The sequence below is a fragment of the Mesorhizobium sp. LSJC280B00 genome, assembly GCF_000502835.1.
Classification (GTDB): domain Bacteria; phylum Pseudomonadota; class Alphaproteobacteria; order Rhizobiales; family Rhizobiaceae; genus Mesorhizobium.
In genome coordinates, this window is the sequence record NZ_AYVL01000002.1 from 309,050 (window position 1) to 331,347 (window position 22,298).

Annotated in this window: 20 protein-coding genes, 2 tRNA genes and 1 pseudogene; 10 read left to right on the forward strand and 13 right to left on the reverse strand. The window is 62.5% G+C overall.

Features of this window, described 5'->3' with window-relative positions; all coding sequences use genetic code 11:
- The first annotated feature begins 92 nt into the window (after positions 1-92).
- Positions 93-2,504, forward strand: a complete 2,412-nt coding sequence (gene lon / locus X773_RS43815) for an endopeptidase La (RefSeq protein WP_023674656.1) — start codon at positions 93-95, stop codon at positions 2,502-2,504.
- A 196-nt stretch (positions 2,505-2,700) separates the two neighbouring features.
- Positions 2,701-2,973 (forward strand): HU family DNA-binding protein, encoded by a 273-nt coding sequence (locus X773_RS43820; RefSeq protein WP_023674657.1) that lies wholly within the window; start codon positions 2,701-2,703, stop codon positions 2,971-2,973.
- A gap of 87 nt (positions 2,974-3,060) precedes the next feature.
- Here the strand turns inward: X773_RS43820 and X773_RS43825 are convergent, their stop codons facing one another.
- Positions 3,061-4,083: an aldo/keto reductase gene (locus tag X773_RS43825; protein WP_023674658.1), complete on the reverse strand. Its 1,023-nt coding sequence runs from the start codon at positions 4,081-4,083 to the stop codon at positions 3,061-3,063.
- A gap of 184 nt (positions 4,084-4,267) precedes the next feature.
- On the opposite strand from X773_RS43825, the gene hxlB reads away from it, so the two are divergent.
- Positions 4,268-4,834 carry a 6-phospho-3-hexuloisomerase gene (gene hxlB, locus X773_RS43830; protein ID WP_023674659.1) on the forward strand — a complete coding sequence of 189 codons (567 nt, stop codon included), beginning with the start codon at positions 4,268-4,270 and terminating at the stop codon, positions 4,832-4,834.
- Between the two features lie 5 nt (positions 4,835-4,839).
- Complete coding sequence (locus X773_RS43835; protein ID WP_023674660.1) at positions 4,840-5,583, forward strand: creatininase family protein; 744 nt, start codon at positions 4,840-4,842, stop codon at positions 5,581-5,583.
- Between the two features lie 50 nt (positions 5,584-5,633).
- Here the strand turns inward: X773_RS43835 and X773_RS43840 are convergent, their stop codons facing one another.
- The 3 genes from X773_RS43840 to X773_RS43850 form a co-directional block, all read right to left on the reverse strand.
- Positions 5,634-6,551 (reverse strand): carbohydrate ABC transporter permease, encoded by a 918-nt coding sequence (locus tag X773_RS43840; RefSeq protein WP_023674661.1) that lies wholly within the window; start codon positions 6,549-6,551, stop codon positions 5,634-5,636.
- Positions 6,552-6,564: 13 nt separating this feature from the next.
- Complete coding sequence (locus X773_RS43845) at positions 6,565-7,686, reverse strand: sugar ABC transporter permease (RefSeq protein ID WP_031211226.1); 1,122 nt, start codon at positions 7,684-7,686, stop codon at positions 6,565-6,567.
- A 129-nt stretch (positions 7,687-7,815) separates the two neighbouring features.
- Entirely contained in the window at positions 7,816-9,480 is a 1,665-nt protein-coding gene (locus X773_RS43850; RefSeq protein WP_023674663.1) for a sugar ABC transporter substrate-binding protein, read from the reverse strand.
- Between the two features lie 293 nt (positions 9,481-9,773).
- Here X773_RS43850 and ugpC point away from each other — a divergent pair, with 293 nt between their 5' ends.
- The 3 genes from ugpC to rbsK are packed head-to-tail and all read left to right on the forward strand — an operon-like array spanning position 9,774 to position 12,262.
- On the forward strand, positions 9,774-10,832 hold the full coding sequence (ugpC, locus tag X773_RS43855) for a sn-glycerol-3-phosphate ABC transporter ATP-binding protein UgpC (protein ID WP_023674664.1): 1,059 nt from the start codon (positions 9,774-9,776) through the stop codon (positions 10,830-10,832).
- A 31-nt stretch (positions 10,833-10,863) separates the two neighbouring features.
- Entirely contained in the window at positions 10,864-11,316 is a 453-nt protein-coding gene (locus X773_RS43860; RefSeq protein ID WP_023674665.1) for an RbsD/FucU family protein, read from the forward strand.
- A gap of 4 nt (positions 11,317-11,320) precedes the next feature.
- Positions 11,321-12,262 (forward strand): ribokinase, encoded by a 942-nt coding sequence (gene rbsK / locus X773_RS43865; protein ID WP_031211227.1) that lies wholly within the window; start codon positions 11,321-11,323, stop codon positions 12,260-12,262.
- A 236-nt stretch (positions 12,263-12,498) separates the two neighbouring features.
- On the opposite strand, the gene X773_RS43870 is transcribed toward rbsK, so the two are convergent.
- Positions 12,499-12,575, reverse strand: a tRNA-Asp gene (locus X773_RS43870).
- Between the two features lie 216 nt (positions 12,576-12,791).
- On the opposite strand from X773_RS43870, the gene X773_RS43875 reads away from it, so the two are divergent.
- Positions 12,792-12,867, forward strand: a tRNA-Val gene (locus tag X773_RS43875).
- A 186-nt stretch (positions 12,868-13,053) separates the two neighbouring features.
- Entirely contained in the window at positions 13,054-13,416 is a 363-nt protein-coding gene (locus tag X773_RS0137235) for a hypothetical protein (protein WP_156937277.1), read from the forward strand.
- Between the two features lie 178 nt (positions 13,417-13,594).
- Here the strand turns inward: X773_RS0137235 and X773_RS43880 are convergent, their stop codons facing one another.
- The 6 genes and pseudogenes from X773_RS43880 to X773_RS43905 form a co-directional block, all read right to left on the reverse strand.
- Positions 13,595-14,251, reverse strand: coding sequence for a GNAT family N-acetyltransferase (locus X773_RS43880; protein WP_023674667.1), 657 nt, complete (start codon positions 14,249-14,251; stop codon positions 13,595-13,597).
- Positions 14,248-15,018 carry an SDR family oxidoreductase gene (locus X773_RS43885; protein WP_023674668.1) on the reverse strand — a complete coding sequence of 257 codons (771 nt, stop codon included), beginning with the start codon at positions 15,016-15,018 and terminating at the stop codon, positions 14,248-14,250. Before X773_RS43885 ends, X773_RS43880 begins: the two co-directional genes overlap by 4 nt.
- Positions 15,015-16,010: an ABC transporter permease gene (locus X773_RS43890; RefSeq protein WP_023674669.1), complete on the reverse strand. Its 996-nt coding sequence runs from the start codon at positions 16,008-16,010 to the stop codon at positions 15,015-15,017. The genes X773_RS43885 and X773_RS43890 overlap by 4 nt, the downstream gene beginning before the upstream one ends.
- 163 nt (positions 16,011-16,173) lie before the next feature.
- A complete protein-coding gene (locus tag X773_RS43895) occupies positions 16,174-17,214 on the reverse strand; it encodes a sugar ABC transporter substrate-binding protein (protein WP_023674670.1) in 1,041 nt (346 codons plus the stop codon).
- A 39-nt stretch (positions 17,215-17,253) separates the two neighbouring features.
- Positions 17,254-18,018, reverse strand: a complete 765-nt coding sequence (locus X773_RS43900; RefSeq protein ID WP_023674671.1) for an ATP-binding cassette domain-containing protein — start codon at positions 18,016-18,018, stop codon at positions 17,254-17,256.
- A pseudogene (locus X773_RS43905) lies at positions 18,015-19,194 on the reverse strand (ROK family transcriptional regulator). Before X773_RS43905 ends, X773_RS43900 begins: the two are co-directional and overlap by 4 nt.
- 322 nt (positions 19,195-19,516) lie before the next feature.
- Between X773_RS43905 and X773_RS43910 the strand changes: the two are divergent.
- Positions 19,517-20,308 (forward strand): alpha/beta fold hydrolase, encoded by a 792-nt coding sequence (locus X773_RS43910; protein WP_023674672.1) that lies wholly within the window; start codon positions 19,517-19,519, stop codon positions 20,306-20,308.
- Between the two features lie 75 nt (positions 20,309-20,383).
- Here the strand turns inward: X773_RS43910 and X773_RS43915 are convergent, their stop codons facing one another.
- Positions 20,384-21,664 (reverse strand): M23 family metallopeptidase, encoded by a 1,281-nt coding sequence (locus X773_RS43915; protein ID WP_023674673.1) that lies wholly within the window; start codon positions 21,662-21,664, stop codon positions 20,384-20,386.
- A gap of 138 nt (positions 21,665-21,802) precedes the next feature.
- Positions 21,803-22,270 (reverse strand): peroxiredoxin, encoded by a 468-nt coding sequence (locus X773_RS43920; protein WP_023674674.1) that lies wholly within the window; start codon positions 22,268-22,270, stop codon positions 21,803-21,805.
- Between the last annotated feature and the right edge of the window lie 28 nt (positions 22,271-22,298).

A 22,298-nucleotide genomic window follows, 5' to 3' on the forward strand; every position in this document is an offset into this window, starting at 1 on the left:
CGTCACAAACGGTGGTAGGCGGAACGATCCCCGGTCGTTAATATGAGATTCGCGGTTGGCCGATTGGCGGCCGCGACATGAAAGGTTGGACAATGGCCAAATTATCCAAGGCTCCCAGCGACGGCGTCTTCGCAGTCCTCCCACTGCGCGACATCGTGGTGTTCCCGCACATGATCGTTCCGCTCTTCGTCGGGCGTGAAAAGTCGATCAAGGCGCTGGAAGAAGTGATGGGTCAGGAAAAGCAGATCCTGCTTGCGACCCAGATGAATGCCGCCGACGACGATCCGGAGCCCGATGCCATCTTTGACATCGGCACGCTCGCCAATGTGCTGCAATTGCTGAAACTGCCGGACGGCACCGTGAAGGTGCTGGTCGAAGGCGCCTCGCGCGCGAAAATCGTCGCGTTCACCGACCGTCCCGACTTCCATGAAGCCCGTGCTGCGGCGCTGGTCGAACCGGAGGAGGAAGAGGTCGAGGTCGAGGCGCTGGCCCGTTCCGTCGTCACCGACTTCGAGAACTACGTCAAGCTGAACAAGAAGATCTCGCCCGAAGTGGTGGGTGCCGCCAGCCAGATCGACGACTATTCCAAGCTCGCCGACACGGTCGCTTCGCATCTTGCCATCAAGATCCCCGAGAAGCAGGAGATGCTCGCCACGCTGTCCGTCAAGGAACGGCTGGAGAAGGCGATGGGCTTCATGGAAGCCGAAATCTCGGTGCTGCAGGTGGAGAAGCGCATCCGCTCGCGCGTCAAGCGCCAGATGGAGAAGACGCAGCGCGAATACTATCTCAACGAGCAGATGAAGGCGATCCAGAAGGAGCTCGGCGAGGGCGAGGACGGCCGCGACGAGGCCGCCGAGATCGAGGCGCGCATCAAGAAGACCAAGCTTTCCAAGGAGGCCCGCGAAAAAGCGGAAGCCGAACTGAAGAAGCTGCGGACGATGTCGCCGATGTCGGCTGAATCGACCGTCGTGCGCAACTATCTCGACTGGCTGCTGTCGATCCCGTGGGGCAGGAACTCCAAGGTCAAGCAGGATCTGGCCTTTGCCCAGAACGTGCTCGATACGGATCATTTCGGCCTCGACAAGGTCAAGGACCGCATCGTCGAATACCTCGCCGTGCAGAGCCGTCAGAAGAAGCTGAAGGGGCCGATCCTGTGCCTCGTCGGACCTCCCGGCGTCGGCAAGACCTCGCTCGGCAAGTCGATCGCCAAGGCGACCGGCCGTGAGTTCATCCGCATGGCGCTGGGCGGCGTGCGCGACGAGGCCGAAATCCGCGGTCACCGCCGCACCTATATCGGCTCGATGCCCGGCAAGGTCATCCAGTCGATGAAGAAGGCAAAGAAATCCAACCCGCTCTTCCTGCTCGACGAGATCGACAAGATGGGCCAGGATTTCCGCGGCGATCCGTCATCGGCTTTACTCGAGGTGCTCGATCCCGAGCAGAACTCGACGTTCATGGACCATTACCTCGAGGTCGAATACGACCTGTCGAGCGTGATGTTCGTGACGACGGCGAACACACTGAACATCCCTGCGCCCTTGATGGACCGCATGGAGATCATCCGTATCGCCGGCTACACCGAGGACGAGAAGATCGAGATCGCCAAACGTCACCTGATGCCCAAGGTGATCCGCGACCACGCGTTGCAGCCGAAGGAATTCTCCGTCGGTGAGGACGCGATCCGCGGCATCATCCAGACCTACACCCGTGAAGCGGGCGTCAGGAGCCTGGAGCGCGAGCTGATGAAGCTCGGGCGCAAGGCCGTGACCGAGATCCTGAAGACGAAGAAGAAGACGATCAACATCACGGCGGACAATCTTGCCGATTATCTTGGTGTTCCGCGCTTCCGCTTCGGCCAGGTCGAGAGCGACGATCAGGTCGGCGTGGTCACCGGGCTCGCCTGGACGGAAGTCGGCGGCGAGCTGTTGACGGTGGAAGGTGTCATGATGCCCGGCAAGGGCCGCATGACCGTGACCGGCAATCTGCGCGACGTTATGAAGGAATCGATTTCGGCGGCGGCGTCCTACGTCCGCTCGCGGGCCATCGATTTCGGCGTCGAGCCGCCGCTGTTCGACAAGCGCGATATCCACGTCCACGTGCCGGAAGGCGCAACGCCCAAGGACGGACCGTCGGCTGGCGTGGCGATGGCGACGGCGATCGTCTCGGTGCTGACCGGAATCCCGGTCAAGGCCGATGTGGCGATGACCGGCGAGATCACGCTGCGCGGCAGGGTGCTGCCGATCGGCGGCCTCAAGGAGAAGCTGCTTGCCGCACTTCGCGGCGGCATCAAGAAGGTGCTGATCCCGGAAGAGAACGCCAAGGATCTGGCGGAGATTCCGGAGAACGTGAAGAGCGGCATGGAGATCATTCCGGTCTCACGGGTTGGCGAAGTGTTGCGCCATGCGCTGGTGCGCATGCCGGAACCGATCCAGTGGGTTGAACCCGTCAATGCGCCGGCCGTGGTCGATGTCGGGGACGAAGCTGGTAAATCGCTGGCGCATTAGCTCTTGCTAAAGTTGCAATGCACAAAGAGAGAGCCGGGCCTTGAGCCCGGCTTTTTCATGTGAAGAACCCCGGATTTCCGGGCTTTTTTCAACTTTCGTGGCGCTTTTCGACTTGGTTGCCGGAGCGCTTCTTTCTAAAGTCCGTTTCCTGCCGGATGAGTCGAGCGTTCCGGTTTTCTCATGGAAGGGAATTTTTATGAACAAGAACGAACTGGTGTCCGCTGTCGCCGATGCCGCGAGTATTTCGAAGGGTGACGCGCAGTCGGCGGTTGATGCGGTGTTTTCCGTCATCACCGGCGAACTGAAAAAGGGCGGCGATGTCCGGCTTGTCGGCTTCGGAAATTTCACCGTGTCACAACGCGCCGCGTCGACCGGCCGCAATCCGCAGACCGGTGCGGAAGTGAAGATCCCGGCGCGCACCGTGCCGAAGTTCTCGGCCGGCAAGGGCCTCAAGGACGCGGTCAACTAAGCGCCTCCTTAAGTCTTTCAGAGAAAAGAAAAGCCGGTATATCCGGTTTTTCTTTTCTGTGCCCGCAGCGTCGTTGGAAAGGCGGCACTATGCCGTCGGCGCGTCAGTGCGCATCAAGCCTTCCTTCTTGAGATCGGCCCACAGCGCCGATGGCGGTTTCGCGTCGAGCAGCGAGCGATTGCTTTCGACTTCGCCCGGCCGCTGGCCGCCGGGGATTACCGAGACGACGGAAGGATGCAGCAGCGGGAACTGCAGCGCCGCCTCGATCAGGCGCACGCCGTGGCGCTTGCAGACGGCCTCGATGCGGGTGACGCGGTCGATGATGTCCTGCGGCGCCTCCGAATAGTTGTAGTAGGCGCCGGGCTTCGGCCCGGTTGCCAGGATGCCGGAATTGTACGGCCCGCCGAGAACGATGCCGATGCCGCGTTGCTGGCATAGCGGCAGGAAAGACTGCAGCGCTTCCTGCTCCAGCAGCGTGTAACGCCCGGCAAGCAGGAACAGATCGAAATCGCCGCGCTCGGCCAGCGTCTGGGCAACCGGCCACTCGTTGATGCCGCCGCCGAACGCCTTGATCACGCCCTGGTCGCGCAATGCCAGCAATCCGTAATAGCCGGAGCTCATGAATTCCTGGATGCGCTGGTCCGAGGCTTCCTTGCTGCCATGGGTGAAGATGTCGACATCGTGCACGAAGAGGATGTCGATGCGGTCGACGCCGAGCCGTTCCAGCGAGGCTTCGAAGGAGCGCATGACGCCGTCATAGCTGTAATCGTAGACCTCGCGGCGCGATGGGGTGTCGAAGAATTTGCCGATGCCGGTGCGCTGTTCCGGCGGGCAGGCGCGCATGATGCGCCCGACTTTGCTGGACAGCACGTAGTCGTCACGCTTCTTCGAACGCAGGAACGGATTGAGCCGCGTTTCGGCAAGGCCCAGCCCATAGAGCGGCGCGGTGTCGTAGTAGCGGCAGCCGACCCGCCATGCCGCCTCCAGCGTAGCATTGGCATTCTCATCGGATACGGCGCGATAAAGATTGCCGAGCGGCGCAGTGCCGAAGCCGAGCTCGGTGAAGGTGATGCCGCCATTGCCGATGCGGTCGAAATGCCGTGTCTTCATATGCTGCCGTTTCCTCATTTGCGATTTGCCGTGACACTATCACGGCTGTGGCGCATCAAAAGCACTGCGTGTCGTTGGACACCGATTTTCGCGGTGATAGCATGAGTGAAAACAAGCTGTTCGGGGCAGATGTGACTGAGATAGTCAAATGGTTCTCCGGCACCGGCAAGCTGGTGCAAATGTCATGACGGCTGCCGGCGAAAACCTGTTTGGGATTGCGCTGAACGAGCTTGGCACCGTGCTGGAGCGCATCGACGAAAGCCGCATCGACGCCGCTTGCGCCATCCTGGCTGGAGCGAAAAAGATCGTCACCTATGGCTGCGGCCGCGAGGCGCTGCAGGTCAAGGGTTTTGCCATGCGGCTCTACCATCTCGGTCTGCCGGTGTCGGTCGTCGGCGACATGACCACGCCGCCGCTGGGCGAGGGCGATGTCTTCCTCGCAAGTTCCGGCCCGGGTGAGACGTCGACGGTGCTGACCTTGATGCAGGTCGCGCGCGAGGCCGGTACCACAGTCCTGCTGCTCACCGCGCAAGCCGACAGCACTGCCGCGAAGCTGGCCGATTTCGCACTGCTTATCCCGGCTCAGACCATGGCCGACGACCAGGGTCCCGAAAAGACATCCGTCCTGCCGATGGGCTCGGTTTTCGAAGGCGCGCTGTTCGTCCTCTTCGAAGTGATGGTGCTGAAGCTCAGGGATCTGACCGGCGTCTCGCCGGAAGCGATGCGCGCCCGCCACACCAATATGGAGTAGGTGTCATGCGCTACGAATTGATGCTGCCGCATCAGATACGCAAGGTGATCGCCGAAAACTGGCCGGTCGTGTTGCCGCTCGGTGTGCTTGAATATCACGGCGAGCACATGGCCGTCGGCATGGACACGCTGGCGGTGGTCAAGAGCCTGGAACTGTTCGAAAAAGAAGCCGAAATCGTCATTCTGCCGCCCTTCCATTACGGCGCGGCGAGCTATGCTGTTGCAGCACCGGAGGGCAGTGGTTCGCTGCAGGTCGGCGGCAATGTGCTGGCGCCATTTGCGGAAGAACTGTTCTATAGCCTGCTGCGCGTCGGCTTCCGCAACATCCACGCCATCATTCACCACCAGACCGAAAATTTTGCCGCCGGCATGCCAACCGATCTCGCCTTCAAGGCCGCCGGCCGGCAGGCGATCTTCCGCTTCCTGGAGAAAGAACGTGGCGAAGGCTGGTGGGGCTCTCCGGCGATGGCCGACTATTATGCCGAGCACGCCGAGGGCAGCAATTTCTTCAACTGGGTGCAGGTGCATCCGCTGATGCCGGCTTCAATGCACAGCCGGTACCCGTTCGACCATGCCGGCACCGGCGAGACGTCACTGATGCTGGCGCTGTGCCCGGAAGCGGTCGATGCCGGCCGCTTCGCCGACAACACCGGCTGGTACACGGCAAGTGCGCCCGAAGCCTCGGCGGAATTGGGGCAAAAAGGGGTTGCCATGATCCTCGAGCATTTGCGGGCAACACTTTCGGGTTAGCGCGCTTTTCCCTTCTCCCACAACAAGGGGAGAAGGGAGAGCCGGCGCAGTTATTTCACCGCGCCCGCTGTCATGCCCATGATCAGGTAACGCTCGAGCGCGATGCCGATGACGGCGAGCGGTGTGATGGCGGCGGTGGCAAGCGCTGCCATCGACCACCAGTTGATGCCTTGTGAGCCGGTCTGGCTGGCCACCATCACAGGAATGGTCTTTGCGTCGGTCGAGGTCAAAAGCGCGGCGAAGAAATACTCGTTCCAGCACAGCACCATCGCCAGGATGAAGGCGGCGACCATGCCCGGCAGCGCGATCGGCATGACGATGCGCAAGAAGGCGCCCCAAATCGACAGGCCGTCGACGAGTGCTGCCTCCTCCAACTCCACCGGGATGGAGTTGAACTGGTCGCGCATGATCCAGATGACGATCGGCAGCACCATCAGCGTGTAGAGCAGGATCAGCCCGACGCGCGTGTCGAGCAGGCCGACCTCCCGGTAAAGCACGAGGAAGGGCAGGGCCAAAACCACCGGCGGCAGGATCAGCTGCGACAGGAAGAAGAAGGAAATATCCTCGTTCCTGAACCAGGCGAACTTGTAACGATAGCGGGTCAGCCCATAGGCGGCGAGGCTGCCGATGACGATGGCGAGGGTCGAGGCGCCGACCGAAGTAATAACCGAATTCATGAAGCGCTTGATAAACTCGTCGCGAACCGTCGACGTCCGAAAGATCGAGTCCGGAGACAGGCCGAGCGACCGCCAGCCTTTCCAGTCGGGCTGGAAGTCGACGAACGGGATCAGATGACCCTGGGTGACGTCGACCGCAGTCTTGAACGAAGTGGTTATCGTCCAATAGATCGGGAACAGGCAGATGAAAGCCCAAAAGATGAGGGCGCCATAGATGAAGACGCGGTTGGCGACGAAGCTCGCCGGCGAGCGGATTTCGGAGGCGGCAAAGTCGGTGGTTTGAACGCTCATCTTGCCGGCCCGATCAATTGACGTTGCGCACGAAGCGGCTGGCGAACTTCAGCAGCCAGGTCACGAACACGATGATGATGATCAAATAGGCCATCGCCAGCATCGTGCCGTAGCCGACGTTCGAGCGGTCGCGATATTCGCGGTAGATGAAACTGGACACCGAATCGGTCGCGCCGCCCGGCCCGCCGGAGGTGACGGTGATGATGATGTCGGCGAGCTTCAGCTTGAAGATGATGCGCAGGATGACCGCTGTCACCGACACCGGCAGCATCAGCGGGAAGGTGACCTGCCAGAAGGTCTGCCAGGCAGTCGCGCCATCGACACGCGCTGCCTCGAGCACCTCGCGCGACATCGCCTGCAGGCCGGCGAGCAGCATGATCATCATGAACGGGATGAACGTCCACGCGTCGAGCACCATGATCGAGATGCGGGCGGTGATCGGGTTGGAGAAGAAGGCCGGGTTTTCCCAGCCGAGATGGCGCGCCAGCGTCGCGGCGGGCCCGAAGCGGTATTCCATCAGCGACTTGCCGATCATCCATGACACCGCGACCGGCGACAGCATCAGGGGCATGAGAAAGACGACGCGGAAGAATTTTCGCGCCCGGATCTGCGCGTTGAGCAGCAGCGCCAGGCCGAAGGCGATGACATATTCGACGAACACCGCCAGCACGTAGAGCACCATGTTGAACAGCGCGTTGCGATAATAGGCGTCGTTCAGCATCTGCCAGAAATTGTCGAGCCCGTTGAACTGCCGTCCGCTGAAGGAACTGAGGTTCCAGTCGGTCAGCGCGATGTAGAAGCCGAACAGCGTCGGGAAGATCACCATGGCTATGGTGAACAGCAGCGCCGGCAGCAGGAACAGCGCGCGCTGGCCGTCCTCGCCGCGCGTCAGTACCTGGCCGATGCCGAGCGCGACACCCCACAGCACGTAGGCGTAGACCACCGGCCGCCAGGTCTCGAAGCCGATAGTGTCGACCTCGCTCTTGTAGAGGATTTGCAGCGCGATCACCGCCAGAAGGCCGAGCGTCGCAGCAGCCATCAGCGCCCAGCCAAGCCGTTTGCGGCTCCGCGGTATCAGGTCGGATGGCACGGCGCCTGCCGGCCATTCACTTGTCGACAAAGTCTGGTCAGCCAGGGTCCGGTCAGCCACGCGTCTTGCCCGTTCACAGGAGGCTCGATGATCCGGCCGAGCCGGTCGAGGCCAGGCCGGTCAAGCGGAGGTCCGGCGGCTGTGCGCTGCCGGACCAGGTTTCACGATCTCAGCCTACATGCCGAGCGAGGCCTTGTAGAGCTTGACCTGTTTGTCGCGGCCGATCTGGTCGGTCAGCTTCTCCCAGGCGGCTGCGATGGCGTCGGCGCCTTCCTGCGCCTTCATCTTGCCGGCAAAGGTGTTGGCCAAAATGTCCTCGGCGGCGCTGTAGTACTGGAAGATGCCGGGGATGCGCGGCTCGATCGCCGCGTTCGGATGGTTGTAGCTGTCGGCTTCCGACTTCAGATACGAGGTGATGAACGCCTCGTCGTAGCCCGCCGCCACCCATTCCGGAATGTTGAAATGCGAGTTGCGATAGGGCTGGAAACCCGACGGATAGGCCGCGCACCAGAGCGACAGGTCCTTGCCGCCGAGATGGGCGGCGGCCGACCATGCCGCCTTCTTCTTCTTTTCGTCGCTGTCGACGCGGGCCATGACATAAACGCCCCAGCCGAGATAGGCGCAGTTCGGTGCATGGTTCGGGCCGCTGGCGAGCTTGTCCCACTGCCCGGTCTTGGAGTTGTAGACATCGTCCGAGCCCGGCAGGATCGAAAAGCCGGTGATGTCGCCGACGACCGAGGAATCGTTGGTCTTGACGTTCGAACCGACGTCGCCCCACCAGGTAACCATCGAACCGGTGCCTGCCAGGAATTGCTGGAAGGCGGTGGTGTTCGGGTCGGCATTGATCTGGTCGGCGGGTTCGGAGGGCAGGGCATCGATGACGTCCTGGATCGCCCGCACCCATGCCGGATTGTTGACGCGCGGCTTCATCGTGTCGGCATCGAACAGCCAGGCCTTGTCATCGGGATGCTTGGCGTAGGCGCTGGCGCGGCTGCCGAGGAAATAGAAGCCGAAACCGCCCCAGGGCTTAGGCGCATCGAGGTAGCCAAAGACATCCTGGCCCTTCACCTGCTTGCCCTTGAGGAATTTCGTCACCGCCTGCACCTGCTGCCAGGTCTTCGGCACGCCCCATTCGCCTTCTCCGCCGCCGTCCTTCCAGGCCTTGGCGAGGTCGGCATCGGCAAACACGTCGGTGCGGTAGTTGAAATTATGTGCGTCGCCGTCAACGGTCACGCGATATTGCTTGCCGTCCCATGTGCCCACCGGCGGCTGCAGATAGGCCACGACATCCTTCATGTCGATCTGGTCCTTGACCCAGTCCGGCATCTCGGAGGTGAGACCCTTGCCGCAGACGTCGCCTTCGAACGGTGCCCCCATTTCGATGATGTCGAAATCGACGGTGCCGGTCGCGATCGACTGCTGCAGGCGGGCGTTGTAGTCAGCCTGCGCCAGGTCGATCCAGTTGATCTTGGCGCCGGTATAGGTCTCCCACGGCTTCAGGAAGCCGCGAAACAGCACATTGTGCAGGTTCTGGTTGTTGAGGCCCATGAAGGTGAGTTCGACACCGGCGAATTCGCCTTCCTTGACATTGGCTTTGGTGGCGCCAAGGCAAAGCTCGCCGACCTGCTGGAAGTCGGCATCGGTCGGCTGACCCTTGCCGACACCCGGGATCTGCAGGATCTGCGCACGCAGGTCGTCGGCGGCCGCAGCCGTGCGCGTCAGCGCACCAAGTCCGGCGCTTGAGGCCGCCGCGAGGGCGGCCATGCTGGCCGCTCCCTTCAGCACGTCGCGGCGGGTGGCCCCGGCGCGGACAAGTTGGTTATAAAGGCTGACTTTCATTTCGTTCCTCCCAGAAGGTCAATTGTGAATTGGTTCAGATGGTGGAGCGCCGATTATGTTCCCCAACGACAGCGACTCCCGTAAATAGCGGCCCGAATTCTCCCTCCCGCGACGCTTGGCATTCAGTGCCGGACAAGCGTACCGGTGCGCCCGGAACAGGGTCATAAGCCGGACACTGTCACTATTCGCACAACGAAGTGCGGTGTCAACGTGAATGGGTTTTTTATCTATAAGAGACTGACTTGCCCTCGCCGTTTGCGTTGTTTAGCTTCACGGCAACTGAAGGGGGAATGATGGCTCAAGTCGCGATCCGCAATGTGGCCAAGGCGTTCGGAACCGTCAAGGTTCTGCACGATGTCAGCGTCGACATCGCCGACGGGCAGTTCGTGGTGCTGGTCGGGCCTTCCGGCTGCGGCAAGTCCACGCTGCTGAGGATGGTGGCCGGGCTGGAAACGGTCTCCGGCGGCACCATCGCCATCGGCGAGCGCGTCGTCAACCATCTGCCGCCGGCCAAGCGCGACATCGCCATGGTGTTCCAGAACTACGCGCTCTATCCGCACAAGACGGTCGAGCAGAACATGGCCTTTGCTCTCAAGCTGCGCAAAACCGACCCGGCGGTGGTCACTGAGCGGGTCAAGCGCGCCGCCGACATCCTCGACCTCAATCCCTACCTCAAGCGCTATCCGCGCCAGCTCTCTGGCGGCCAGCGCCAGCGCGTCGCCATGGGCCGCGCCATCGTGCGCAACCCGCAGGTGTTCCTCTTCGACGAGCCGCTCTCCAATCTCGACGCCAAGCTGCGTGTCCAGATGCGCACCGAGATCAAGGAACTGCACCAGCGGCTGAAGACCACCACCATCTACGTCACCCACGACCAGATCGAGGCCATGACCATGGCCGACAAGATCGTGGTGATGCGCGACGGTCGCATCGAACAGGTCGGCGCGCCGCTGGAATTATTCGACCGGCCGGCCAACCTGTTTGTCGCCGGCTTCATCGGCTCGCCCTCGATGAACCTGCTCAAGGGCGTCGTGCGCAAGGGCGACAAGCCCGTCGTCGAGATCGCCGGGACGCCGTTCCCGATTGCGGCGACCAGTGCCGTCGAGGATGGCCGTAATGTCGTCTACGGCGTGCGGCCCGAGCATCTCGAAATCCATCCCGATGGTGTTCCGGCGAAGATTTCGGTGGTCGAGCCGACCGGTTCCGAGACTTTGGTGTTCCTGCGCTTCGGCGAGGGCGAGATGGTGGCGCTGTTCCGTGAGCGCCACGACTTCAAGCCGGGCGACATACTGCACCTGAAACCGCGGCTCGACCAGGTGCATCTCTTCGACGCAGAGACCGGCAAGCGTCTCTGATTTCGCCCCAGCAAACTTCGCGAGGAATACCATGCTCAAAGGAATCAATCCGCTGCTCAATGCCGATGTGCTGCAGGCGCTGCGGGCGATGGGCCACGGTGACGATCTGATTATCGCCGACACCAATTTCCCGTCCGATTCGGTGGCGCGCCAGACCGTGCTTGGCCGGCTGCTGCGCATCGATGCGTCGGCGGCCGACGTGGTCAAGGCGGTACTGTCGCTCTATCCGCTGGACACCTTCGTCGACGACGCGGCCGCGCGCATGGAGATCGTCGGCAAGCCGGACGACATTCCCGCCGTGCAGCAGGAAGTGCAAAAAGAGATCGATGCCGCCGAGGGCAAGGCCTGGCCGATGATCTCGGTCGAGCGCTACGCCTTCTACGAACGCGCCAAGAAGGCCTATTGCGTCATCCAGACCGGCGAGCGCCGCTTCTATGGCTGTTTTGCGTTCCGCAAGGGCGTCGTGCCACCGGATGCGGAGTAGCGGCATGCCGGCGAAACCGATCGTCATGAAGCCGGTTGTCATATTGGGCGTCTTCGTCGCCGATACGGCCTACCGCGCCGCCCGCCAGCCGCGCATGGGCGAGACGATCCTGGGCACGTCCTTCACGCTCGGCCCCGGCGGCAAGGGCTCGAACCAGGCGGTGGCAGCCGGCCGGCTCGGCGCCGATATCACCTTCCTTACCCGCCTCGGCGTCGATCCCTTTGCCGATATGGCGAGACAGACCTGGTCGCACGCCGGCGTGAAGAGCGCCGTCATCGACACGCCGGAAAGCTACACCGGTGCCGCCTATATCTTCATCGAGGAGACGAGCGGCAACAACGCGATCATCGTCAGCCCTGGTGCGGCGATGCTGATCTCGCCCGCCGATATCGAGGCAAATGCCGGCCTGATCCGCGCGGCCGGCGTTTTCGTCACCCAGCTCGAACAGCCGATCGAGGCGGCGCTGGGGGCGCTGGAGATCGCGCGCGGGGCAGGGGTGACCACCATCCTCAACCCGGCGCCGGCGGCCAGGCTTCCGGACCGTATCTACACGCTTTGCGACTATGTCACGCCGAACGAGACTGAGGCCGAGGAACTGACCGGCATCAAGGTATCCTCCATCGACGATGCCCGCCGTGCCGCCGACAGCCTGCTCGAGAAGGGCGTGGGCGCTGTAATCGTGACGCTCGGCGAAAAGGGCGCGCTGCTGCACACGGCCGACCGTTCCGAGCATGTCGCAGCGGTCGCCGCCGGCCCGGTCATCGAGACCACGGGTGCGGGCGACGCCTTCAATGGCGGCCTGGCTGCGGCGCTGTCGAGGGGGATGGAACCCCTGCAGGCGGTGCGCTTCGCTTGCGCCGTCGCAGGCATTTCGGTGACGCGCCCGGGCACCGCGCCGTCCATGCCGACGCTGCAGGAGGTCGAGGCGCTGCTCGCCGAGGGGTGAAGCCCGGCACTGCGGGATGAGACTGTAAGCGGGAGCGAATGGGTTAGACCCGACTCTTGTCCGAGAAGCTATTGTCTTCTGGCTTGACCACAAACAGGCGGGCAGGTCGATGGATGAGGATCAATGCCAGAATTCGAAAGGAATGGACCTAGACCGGGTCACGAAAGAAGATGATTTTTGACAAATTAACGTCGACATTTCTCCGACATCAAGGGGACGTGACCCCAAAGGAGAAATGGCGCGAGTGACGGGGCTCGAACCCGCGACCTCCGGCGTGACAGGCCGGCACTCTAACCAACTGAGCTACACCCGCGCATGGACGAGCACGTGTCAGCCGTGTTCGTCGTTGGGGGGTGGATAAGGGGTAAGCCACCGGGTGTCAAGCGGACCCGGACAGCATAACAGCAAACAGGAGAAGGTTTTTTGACAAGCCGAACTTTGTTGCCGAAACCGGCTCCCGGCCAAGCCACTCGCCGCTCATTTGGCCTTGCGAAGCCGGTCCTAACTGCTTAAAGGTCCGGCCCGGGGCGGGCGATTAGCTCAGTTGGTAGAGCGCTTCGTTTACACCGAAGATGTCGGCGGTTCGAGCCCGTCATCGCCCACCATTTTCCTCGATGTGTTCAGTTTGGGCTACACCGCTCAAGCTGATTGCCCAGGTGAGACGCATCCGACCACTGTGCTACTCGGACTTTGGTCTGATTCGAACTGTCTTTCCGTAGGGACTTAAGTCTGATCTGCTTGCCTCTCATGAGGGAAACGATTGCCGAAAGCTACAACTTGCAGTATTTCACTTGCGCATGGGCATGGGCGGGAGCGAAAATATTCCTGGATGGCTTACGAGTCATCTTCCGAATGATGCCGTGATCGCGGGAGATCTCGCAGACAAGATATCGAAGGAGGCTGAAAAAAACCGGCTTCCAGGCGAACGGGTTGTGAAGACAACGCGTAGCGAAGAAGACATCTTTAAGAAAGAAAAAGTTGAACCTTATCGCAGCACCACGGTTGCAGGAATTTTCGCCAATGGCTCATTCCTCGCGCTATTGGTATTAGCTATCTATCTGCTTTATGTGTTCTCGATTGTGGCGGGGGAACCGCGTACGGATGTTCCTATTCCGCTCACAACTGGACTAGTAGACGCTCCGCCAAGACTCTGATTAGCCGCACCGCGTTGATGCGGCGGCCCTTCCATGTCCATTGCCGCGACGAAGGTTTGGTTCCGTGCGGCAAAGGTGTTCACGCGGGGTAGCTCGTTGCTGCAGCACCGCAGCATTGTACTTCTATAAACCTCCCGGTCACCGTGTTCCGTGCAACTCATGCAATTGCCTGCCGCGCTCAGCCTGCAGCTTCCGCCGCATGAGCAAGCCGTTTTGCAACAAAGATGCGATGCTTCGGCGGATCAGCGTCCTGCAGCACATCAAACCCGATCGCCTCGTAGAACCTTAGCGCATCATCATTCTCCGGCATGACCTCGAGGTGGATGCCGGTTGAGCCGCTCGCGGCAAGGCGCTGCCCGAGAAATTCCATGGCGCGCCTGCCGATGCCTCTTCCGCGCGCTTGCGGTAACAGGTCGATGTGGCCGTGCGACGGATAGGCGGTCAGCGCAGACGGAACAGCGAAATCGGGATGATGGACCCGATGCCGCGCCCAGTCGCTGCCGCGCCAGCGCGAGCTGTCGGGTCCGGGGTCTGCCACGCGCCGCTGAAGGTCGGGATACCAGTCTGATGCCACGCTGGCATTGAAAGCGCCCGTATCGGCCGCGCCAAGCAGGTAGCCGGCCGCACCTGCGGGACTATCGACAATGAAGGCCAGCTCGGGTTCGAGCACCTGGTAGGGAATAGTGTAGAGGAGGCCGAGCAGTTCCGGGTCGTCCTCGCGGCCGCTGGCGTCCTTGCCGGCATCGCCGGTCTTGAGACAGATCATCGCAAGCGCTGCATGATCGGCAGTGGTCGCCCGGCGCAGGAAGAAACCGCCGCCGAAATCGAGGGTCATGGCGGCAGCAGCCGGAAATCCTTGCCCTCGGGCAAAAGCTGCCCGCCGTCGACGATGATGGTCGTGCCCGTGATGTAGCTGGCATCGTCAGAGGCCAGGAACAGGAAGGCATTGGCCACATCGCGAGGGCTGCCGAGACGGCCGAGCGGGATGGCGTCTTCCATGTTCTTGATGAAGGCCGCACCGCGATGCTGCTCTATGCCTTCAGTGAGGATGTTGCCGGGCTCGACGCCGTTGACTGTAATGCCGTAGCCCGAGAATTCGAGCGCAGCCGAACGGATCAGCCCATTGATGCCGGCCTTGGTCGCTGAATAATGGCCGTGGCCGGGGCTGGTGACATGCGGGCCGGTGATCGAGGAGGTGAACAGCATGCGGCCAAAATGCTGTGCCTTCATTGGCACCAGTGCGGCGCGAGCAGCGATGAAGCTGCCGCGCAAGTTTACCGCCATGACCCGGTCCCAATCGTCGGGACTGGTGTTTTCCAGCAATTGCCAGGGATAGATTCCGGCATTCTGCACCATGATGTCGAGCCGGCCGTGACGGTCGAGCGCCAGTGCAACAGCAGCCTCGGCATCAGCCATCTGCGAGATGTCGGTGCGGATGAAGGCGGCGCCGAGCTCGTCCGCAGTCGCTTGCCCGGCCTCAGCCTCGGTATCGGCCAGGACAAGCGTCGCGCCCTCTTCGGCAAAGCGTTGTGCGATGCCCTTGCCGATCCCGCGCGCACTTCCAACGATCAGCGCGACCTTATCTTCCAGACGGCCGGTCATGCGAGCCTCTGGCGGATGGTTTGCTTGAACGCATCGAGCAGCACGGCGGCGAGCACCAGCAGGCCGTGGATCACCTGGGTGAAGTTGGCCGGCAGGCCCATCAAATTGATCGCCGTGTTGATGGCCGAGAGCAGCAGCACGCCGGCATAGACGCCGGGCAAGGTGCCGACGCCGCCCTTCAGGCTGACGCCGCCGATGACGACCGCGGCGAAGGCATTGAACAACAGGCCGACCCCGAGATTAGCTGTCGCGCCGGAGGTGCGGATCGCCAGCAGCCAGCCGGCAAGGCCGGCAATGGCGCCGGCGAGAACGAAGGCTATGACCAGGTTGCGGTTCACGCGGATGCCGGCGCGAAAGGTCGCCGTCTCGTTGCCGCCGATCATGATCAGGTGCCGGCCGAAGGGCGTCTTGGCCATGATCAGCGAGAACACCACGAAGCACGCAATGGCGATCCAGGCAGTCAGCGGCAGGCCACCCAGGCGCTGAATGGCGAACCAGCGGATTGCCGGCGTAAGGTCCTGCGCCGAGCGGCCGCCGGAGATAACCAGCACCAGGCCGCGCACCCAGATGTAAGATGCCAGGGTGATGATGAAAGCGCTCATCTTGACCCTGACCACCAGGTAGCCATTGAAGGCGCCGATGAGGCCGCCGACGGCAAGCGCGATGAGCAGCGAAACCGGAACCATCAGCCATTGCGGCTGCAACTGGATGCCAAGGCCGATGCCCGACGAGCAGAACAGGATGCCGACCGCCATGGCGCTGAGCGCCGCCACCGATTCGACCGACAGGTCCATATGGCCGGCGATGATGACCAGCGCCAAGCCGATCGACATGACGCCGAGCACGCTCGACGCCTCGATGATGTTGGCAAAAATGCCGAGCTGAAAATAGTTCGGGATGAGGATGGAAAAGACCACCAGCACGAAGACCAGCATGAACCAGACAAGATTGTCGAGGATGAACTCGAGGGTTTGGCGCGTGCGGGGGTTCATCTCAGGATCCGGTTGGCGCCGACCCCGAAAAACCACTCGGTTTTCGGACTATCAGGCGCGGTTGAAAATTGCTGCAGCATACCCGTGCGCGTCCGTTTGAACGCACCGGGGCTGCAGGGCTGGGCTCCGGGCCGGCAATGGCCCGGAGCTTCTGGCGAGTTTGCTATTCGACCGGCTTTATGGTTTCGGTCGGCGGCTTCATGTTGCCCCAGAAGGCAGGGTTATCGACATTTTCCTTGGTGATCGCAGCGCCGGGGATCTTGATGTTCGGCCCCCACGCTTCTTTGGTCAGGGTCGAGTTCAGGCCAAGCACATCATATTCGCCGGGCTTGATCTCCTGCTTGTTGACCACCTTGTCCATGAACATCGCGACCGCCGCGGCCTGGGCGTAGAGCGGCTGCTCGACTTCCACGTTGAGCCAGCCCTTGCGGATCAGGTCGAGGCCGACCGGAGCGCCGTTCGAGCTCATCAGCATGACGTCGCCCGGTTTCTTGCCGGCGGCCTCGAGCGAGGCGACGGCAGCGACCGAAAGATGCGCGGCGTGGCTGAAGATCAGGTCGATGTCGGGGTTGGCGAGCAGCTGGTCGTTCACGATGGTCCCGGCCGCATCCGCCGCCCATTGCATGGCCGGCAGCGAGATGATTTTGACGTCCGGGAACGCCTTCATCTTCTCCTCGAAACCCTTCTGGATGTCGAGCGTGTAGGGATCGCCCGGATCGCCGAGCACCTGCAGGATCTTGCCCTTCACCGAGCCGTTTTTCGCGGTCAGGAGCTTTTGCGCCTGATCGGCGGCGACGTAGCCGATCTCGACGGTTCCGGCCACCGAGGTGAAGTCGGACGGGGTCGAGGTGATCTGGCGGTCGAACTCGACCACCGGGATGCCGGCGGCACGGGCGGCCTCGATCGACGGTTTCAGCGCATTGAAATCGACGGCGGCAAGAATGATCGCCGCCGGCTTCAGCGCGATGACGTCGTTCATCTGCGATTGCTGAGCGTCGGTCTTGTTGTCGGCGTTCAACGTCTTCATCTCGTAGCCGACCTGCTTCAGGAACAATTCCAGCGCGCTCACCGAGCCGGTCTGGAACTCATCGAGCAATGTCGGCACCATGTAGTAGACGGTGCCCTTGGACTGGGCGAATGCCGGCGTGAGCGTGGCAAAGGCCAGTGCCAGGATACCGAAGACGGAAAGAAGTATTTTCTTCATGTCGTTCGCTCCTCTTGCGCCGGACCCCTCATTTGTCCCTCAGCTCGCCGGTCCGGCACCGGCGAGCGTCTCTCCGGTGATCATGTTGATCACCGCGTCGGGACTTGTTTTGTTGCGTGCGACGTCGCCCGCCACGACGCCTTGCCGGATCACCACGATCCGGTCGGCGACCTGGAAGGCCTGTTGCATGATATGGGTGATGATGACGACACCGATCCCCTGGCTCGCCACCTGGCGGATCATGTCGAGGCCGCGCCGCGTCTGTTGGACGCCAAGCGCTGCGAACGGCTCGTCGAGAAGCACCAGCTTGCCGCCAAAATGCACGAATCGGTTGAGCTCGATGGCCTGCCGCTGACCGCCGGAGAGGTGCTCGACATTGGTGCGAAGCGAGTGAATGCGGGTGCCGGCGCTGGCCAGCGCCTTTTGCACCACCTGCTCCATAGCGCGCTCGTCGAGCACCGGAATGCCGAGAACCTTCCTGGTGATCTCGCGGCCCATGAAGAAATTGGCGACCACGTCGACATTGGTGCAGAGCGACAGGTCCTGGTAGACCGTCTCGATCCCCGCGGCCTTGGCCTCGGCGGGGGACTTGGCGAGGAATTCCTTGCCTTCGAACAGCATGCGGCCGGAGGTCGGCTCCAGGCCGCCGGCAATGATCTTGACCAGCGTCGATTTGCCGGCGCCGTTGTCGCCCAGAAGCGCCACCACTTCGCCCTTGTCGATCGAAAAGCTGATGCCTTTCAGCGCTTCGATGGCGCCGTAATTCTTGGCTACGTTGTCGAGCACCAGCAGCGGTTCGCTCATGCTGCGATCCCCTTGTTATGCAAGAGATCTCGTCCGCGTTCGCGCTCGGCGGTGAAGATCTGGCCGAAGCGTGGCGAAAGCACTCCTGAGACGGCAAGCGCGGCGGCGCCGCGCAACACCGCATGCTGGCCGCNCATGCTGGCCGCCGCGCGCGACGCGGACGCGGGGGGTCGCGCGGTCGCTTCGCGCCGAGACCGAATTGGGCAGGTGCGCGGCCGCGCCGGCAAGCCTTTCGAGCAGGTCGGTGGAGGCAAGCCCGCCGAGGATGATGGTTTCGGGATCGAACAAGTTTTCGATGATGGTGACGGCGTTGCGGAAGATCGGCGCAATCTCGCTCACCCACTCGGCGTCGGCGATGTTGCGGCGCCGCAGCGCCTCGAGCGAGAGATACCGTTCGAGGCAGCCGCGATTGCCGCACGGGCAGGGCTCGCCGCCCGGCACCGCGGGAATGTGGCCGATTTCACCGGCGTTTCCCCAGGCGCCGCGCAATGCCGCCCCGTCATGCACCATGACGCCGCCGAGACCGACGCCGAAATAAAGATAGTAATACTCGGAATATGCCGTTCCGAGGCCGTAGAGGCGCTCGCCGATAGCAGCCGCCGCCATATCGGTTTCGAAAAAGGCCGGCAGTCCGGTCGAGGCGGCCAGCCGCTCGCGCAGCGCCACATCCTTCCAGCCGGTCATGGTGGTCGGCCCGACAAAGCTCATGGACTCCACGCCGAACGGTCCGGGCAGCGCCATGCCAATGCCGAGAACGCGGCCACCGGGCCGCAATGCCGTCAATTCGAGCACCATGGCGCCGATCAGCTCGAAAGCGTGGTCGGGCGTTGCATTTGGGGCTTCGCGGTAGGTGCTCTCGATAACATCGCCGCTTAGGTTGATCAGGGCGGCATTGATGCCCAGCGGGGTGACGTGGATGCCGACGGCATAGCCGCCTTCCGGATTGATGCGCAGCGTTGCCGGTGGCAGGCCGCGCCCCTTGGGCTCTTCGCGCAGCGACAACACGTAACCGTGCTCTTCCAGCTCGCGAACGATGGTAGACACCGTCTGCACGGTGAGCCCGACCCGCCTGGCAATGTCGCCGCGGGCGATCGGTCCGTGAAGGCGGATGGATTCGAGCACGATGCGCCGGTTATACGGCCGCCCGAACTCCTGATTGGTTCCCCGCAGTGCCATGCCTTGTGCCCTCGAGAGAGAGCAGAGGTTCGCACCGAATATTTATTCAGTCAAATGGAATTCAAAAATAATTCGCCTGTGGCCAAGGTCCTTCTAACGCCGGCGAATTCGCGCCCGCTGGCGGATGGGCCAACTCTGGCAATTTTCCAGTATGAAGCGCCACCGGCTGGACGGGAGCCAGGCATGACCTTGGCCGGCAATCCGATCAGCGCCCTGAAGCCCATTCGGAACCCGGCTGTGAGCCGGCCAGGGATCGGAGTTCGTTGCGCCTTTCCGTTGCAGGGAGCATACTTCCTCTCGCCGGTCTGCGGGAGGAGATGCGATGCCGAAGCTGACCCTCGACGGGATTGATCTCGGCTATGAGGTGCGGGGCGACGGGCCGCCGGTTCTGTTCGTCCACGGCAGCGTCACGAACGGCATGATGACATGGTCCGCCCAGCAACCGCTTGCGGAGCGCTGGAAGCTGGTTGTGATCGACCGGCCCGGATACGGATCAAGTTCCCCTGCCGAACGCGAGGATTTCGTCGTCGACGCCGGACTGGTCGCCGGATTCCTCGATCGGACGCATGACCTCTGGGACGAAAGCCGCGTCCATCTGGTCGGGCATTCCTATGGCGGCGTCATCTCTCTTCTTGCAGCAGCGATGCGCCCGCGAGCGATCCGTTCGCTCACGGTGATCGAGCCGCCGGCCTTTGACCTTGCGCGCGGGGATGTTGCCGTGAATGAACTCGTGACGCGCCTGAAGACCCACTGGCAAAGCGGACCCCGCGACGATCCCGCGCTTTTCTTGCGCCAGTTCCTCCATCTGGTCGGCTCGGCGATACAATTGCCAGACCCGCTGCCGCTCCCGCTCGCGCAAGGCGCGGCCATGCTCGTCGTCGAACGCGGGCCATGGGAGGCCGAAATTCCGCTTCGGCAACTTGCCGATGCGCCGTTCCCGAAACTGGTGGTATCCGGCGGGCACAGCGCAGCATTCGACGCCGTCTGCGACGTGCTCGAAAACGTGCTTGGTGCCGATCGTGCCGTGATCGCCGGCGCGGGGCACAGCGTTCAGCAGACCGGTGAGCCGTTCAACCGGCGGCTCGGCGCGTTCATGGCTGCTGCTGAGGGCTGAAAGCGATCTATCTTTGATATTGCGTGGCGGGCGGTTGGCCGCGCGCTAGGCTTCACGCCGAATGAATCGCCGGCTCTACAGATACCGCTCGACCTTCTTGCCGACGGTCAAAAACCGCAGCGGATCGATTGCCTCGCCGTTGTGGCGGACCTCGTAATGCAGATGCGGGCCGGTTGAGCGGCCGCTGTTGCCGGTCTTGCCGATGATGTCTCCGGCATCGAGCTTCTGTCCGACGGCGACGTCGATTTCGCTGAGATGCCCGTAACGCGTTACAAAACCGTTGCCGTGGTCGACCTCGATCATGCGGCCGTAGCCGCCGTTCCAGCCGGCCTTGACGACAACGCCGGCTGCCGTGACCTTGGCTGGCATACCGACCGGCGCCCTGAAATCCATGCCGGAATGCAAGGCGGCCGTGCCGAGGATGGGGTCGGTGCGCACGCCGAATGGGCTGGTAACGCTGCGGCCGGGGGCGGGGTTGGCGAGCGGCAGCCGGCGCGCTTCCTTTTTAAGATGATCCAGCGCGTCAAGAGCCTCGTCCAACTCCTTGACCTTGCTGTCGAAGACCAACGAGCTGTCGAGTGGTATCAGCGGGCCGCCAACGTCGCTCTTTTCGAATTCGCTATCGACGGGCAGGCCGGCGGCCTCGAGCGCCTGCGAGATCGCGTCGGCGCTTTTGTAGGCATTGTCGGCAAGTGTAGCGATGCGGGTGAGCTGCTGGCTCTCGATGGCCTTCAGCGAGTTGTTGATCGAAACGAAGAGCTTGTCTGCCCGGTCGGCCGCGCTTTCGCTCGGCAGCGGATCGGCGCGGGTCGACCACAGCGAGAACGGCCTGGTGTCGTCAACGCCCACAGGAGCGGCAAGGCTGGCGACAGTATACGCCGTCGGCTGGATACTCCCGGTCGCGTCGGCATGTTCGTCCGGCTTTGCCGCCGGCACGGGCGGCGTTGCGACCTCGTTTTCGGCTCGTTCGAGGATCGGGCCGAGGCGGCCGTGACGCAGGCTGAGCTGGCTCTGCCGTTCCAGCAGCTCGCTGACCTTGGTTTCCATCAGTTGCTGATCGAGTAGCTGGCGGCTGGTGATGCGGTCGACCTGGCTGCGCAGTGCCGAGATGCGGTCTTCGTAGGCCTGCTGCATGCGCGCCTGCCGCGCCGTCGTGGCACCGATCAGATCGTCGCGCAGCACCAGATAGGAGGTCGCCAGCAGGTAGCCCATGACGATCGCCGCCAGCGCCGAGCCGCAAAATGCCGCAAGCCACGGGCGTATGGTGAAATGCCTTATCTGGTCGCCCCGGGCGATGATGACCGTGTGGGGCTCTTTGCGTCTGCCGAAGACCGCTGACTGACTGGCTACGTTCACGGGACCAAGCTTTCGTTACGACACCAACGACGAGCCTGATTACACATTATTAGGGTTAACAAAGTTTTGCCGGATCGAACGACAGGCAAAGGTCTTCGCGCAAAACGGGTATCGAATTGCAGCGGCCTGGCGCAGCTCTCAAAGGGCGTGAACCGCCTCCAGCACTTCTTCGGCGTGCCCCTTGACGCGGACGTTGCGCCAGATCCTGGCGATGCGTCCGTCGCGGCCGATCAGGAACGTCGCCCGCTCGACGCCCATATAGGTGCGGCCGTAGAGCTTCTTTTCCACCCACAAACGATAAGCCTCGATCACTTTGCGCTCTTCGTCGGCGACAAGGTCGACGCTCAGATCGTATTTCGCCTTGAATTTGTCGTGTTTCTTGACGCTGTCCGGCGAGAGCCCGATGACGACAGCGCCGGCCTTTTCGAACTCCGGCTTCAACTGCGAAAAGCCGATCGCCTCGTTGGTGCAGCTTGTGGTGTCGTCCTGGGGGTAGAAATAGAGTACGATGGGTTTTCCCAGCAATGCGGCGAGGCTGAGTGAACCGCCGCCGTCGCGCGGAAGATCGAATTGCGGCGCAACATCGCCCACGTCGAGGTCAGCCATACCGATGCCCTTGTTTGAAGTTACGCGC

Coding starts and splice junctions, on each gene's coding strand:
- X773_RS43920 (WP_023674674.1), bottom strand. CDS start 22,270: ATGGCTGACCTCGACGTGGGCGATGTTGCGCCGCAATTCGATCTTCCG.
- X773_RS43820 (WP_023674657.1), top strand. CDS start 2,701: ATGAACAAGAACGAACTGGTGTCCGCTGTCGCCGATGCCGCGAGTATT.
- X773_RS43910 (WP_023674672.1), top strand. CDS start 19,517: ATGCCGAAGCTGACCCTCGACGGGATTGATCTCGGCTATGAGGTGCGG.
- X773_RS43825 (WP_023674658.1), bottom strand. CDS start 4,083: ATGAAGACACGGCATTTCGACCGCATCGGCAATGGCGGCATCACCTTC.
- X773_RS43880 (WP_023674667.1), bottom strand. CDS start 14,251: ATGACCCTCGATTTCGGCGGCGGTTTCTTCCTGCGCCGGGCGACCACT.
- rbsK (WP_031211227.1), top strand. CDS start 11,321: ATGCCGGCGAAACCGATCGTCATGAAGCCGGTTGTCATATTGGGCGTC.
- X773_RS43840 (WP_023674661.1), bottom strand. CDS start 6,551: ATGAGCGTTCAAACCACCGACTTTGCCGCCTCCGAAATCCGCTCGCCG.
- X773_RS43850 (WP_023674663.1), bottom strand. CDS start 9,480: ATGAAAGTCAGCCTTTATAACCAACTTGTCCGCGCCGGGGCCACCCGC.
- X773_RS43860 (WP_023674665.1), top strand. CDS start 10,864: ATGCTCAAAGGAATCAATCCGCTGCTCAATGCCGATGTGCTGCAGGCG.
- X773_RS43890 (WP_023674669.1), bottom strand. CDS start 16,010: ATGAACCCCCGCACGCGCCAAACCCTCGAGTTCATCCTCGACAATCTT.
- X773_RS43885 (WP_023674668.1), bottom strand. CDS start 15,018: ATGACCGGCCGTCTGGAAGATAAGGTCGCGCTGATCGTTGGAAGTGCG.
- lon (WP_023674656.1), top strand. CDS start 93: ATGGCCAAATTATCCAAGGCTCCCAGCGACGGCGTCTTCGCAGTCCTC.
- X773_RS43835 (WP_023674660.1), top strand. CDS start 4,840: ATGCGCTACGAATTGATGCTGCCGCATCAGATACGCAAGGTGATCGCC.
- hxlB (WP_023674659.1), top strand. CDS start 4,268: ATGACGGCTGCCGGCGAAAACCTGTTTGGGATTGCGCTGAACGAGCTT.
- ugpC (WP_023674664.1), top strand. CDS start 9,774: ATGGCTCAAGTCGCGATCCGCAATGTGGCCAAGGCGTTCGGAACCGTC.
- X773_RS43900 (WP_023674671.1), bottom strand. CDS start 18,018: ATGAGCGAACCGCTGCTGGTGCTCGACAACGTAGCCAAGAATTACGGC.
- X773_RS43895 (WP_023674670.1), bottom strand. CDS start 17,214: ATGAAGAAAATACTTCTTTCCGTCTTCGGTATCCTGGCACTGGCCTTT.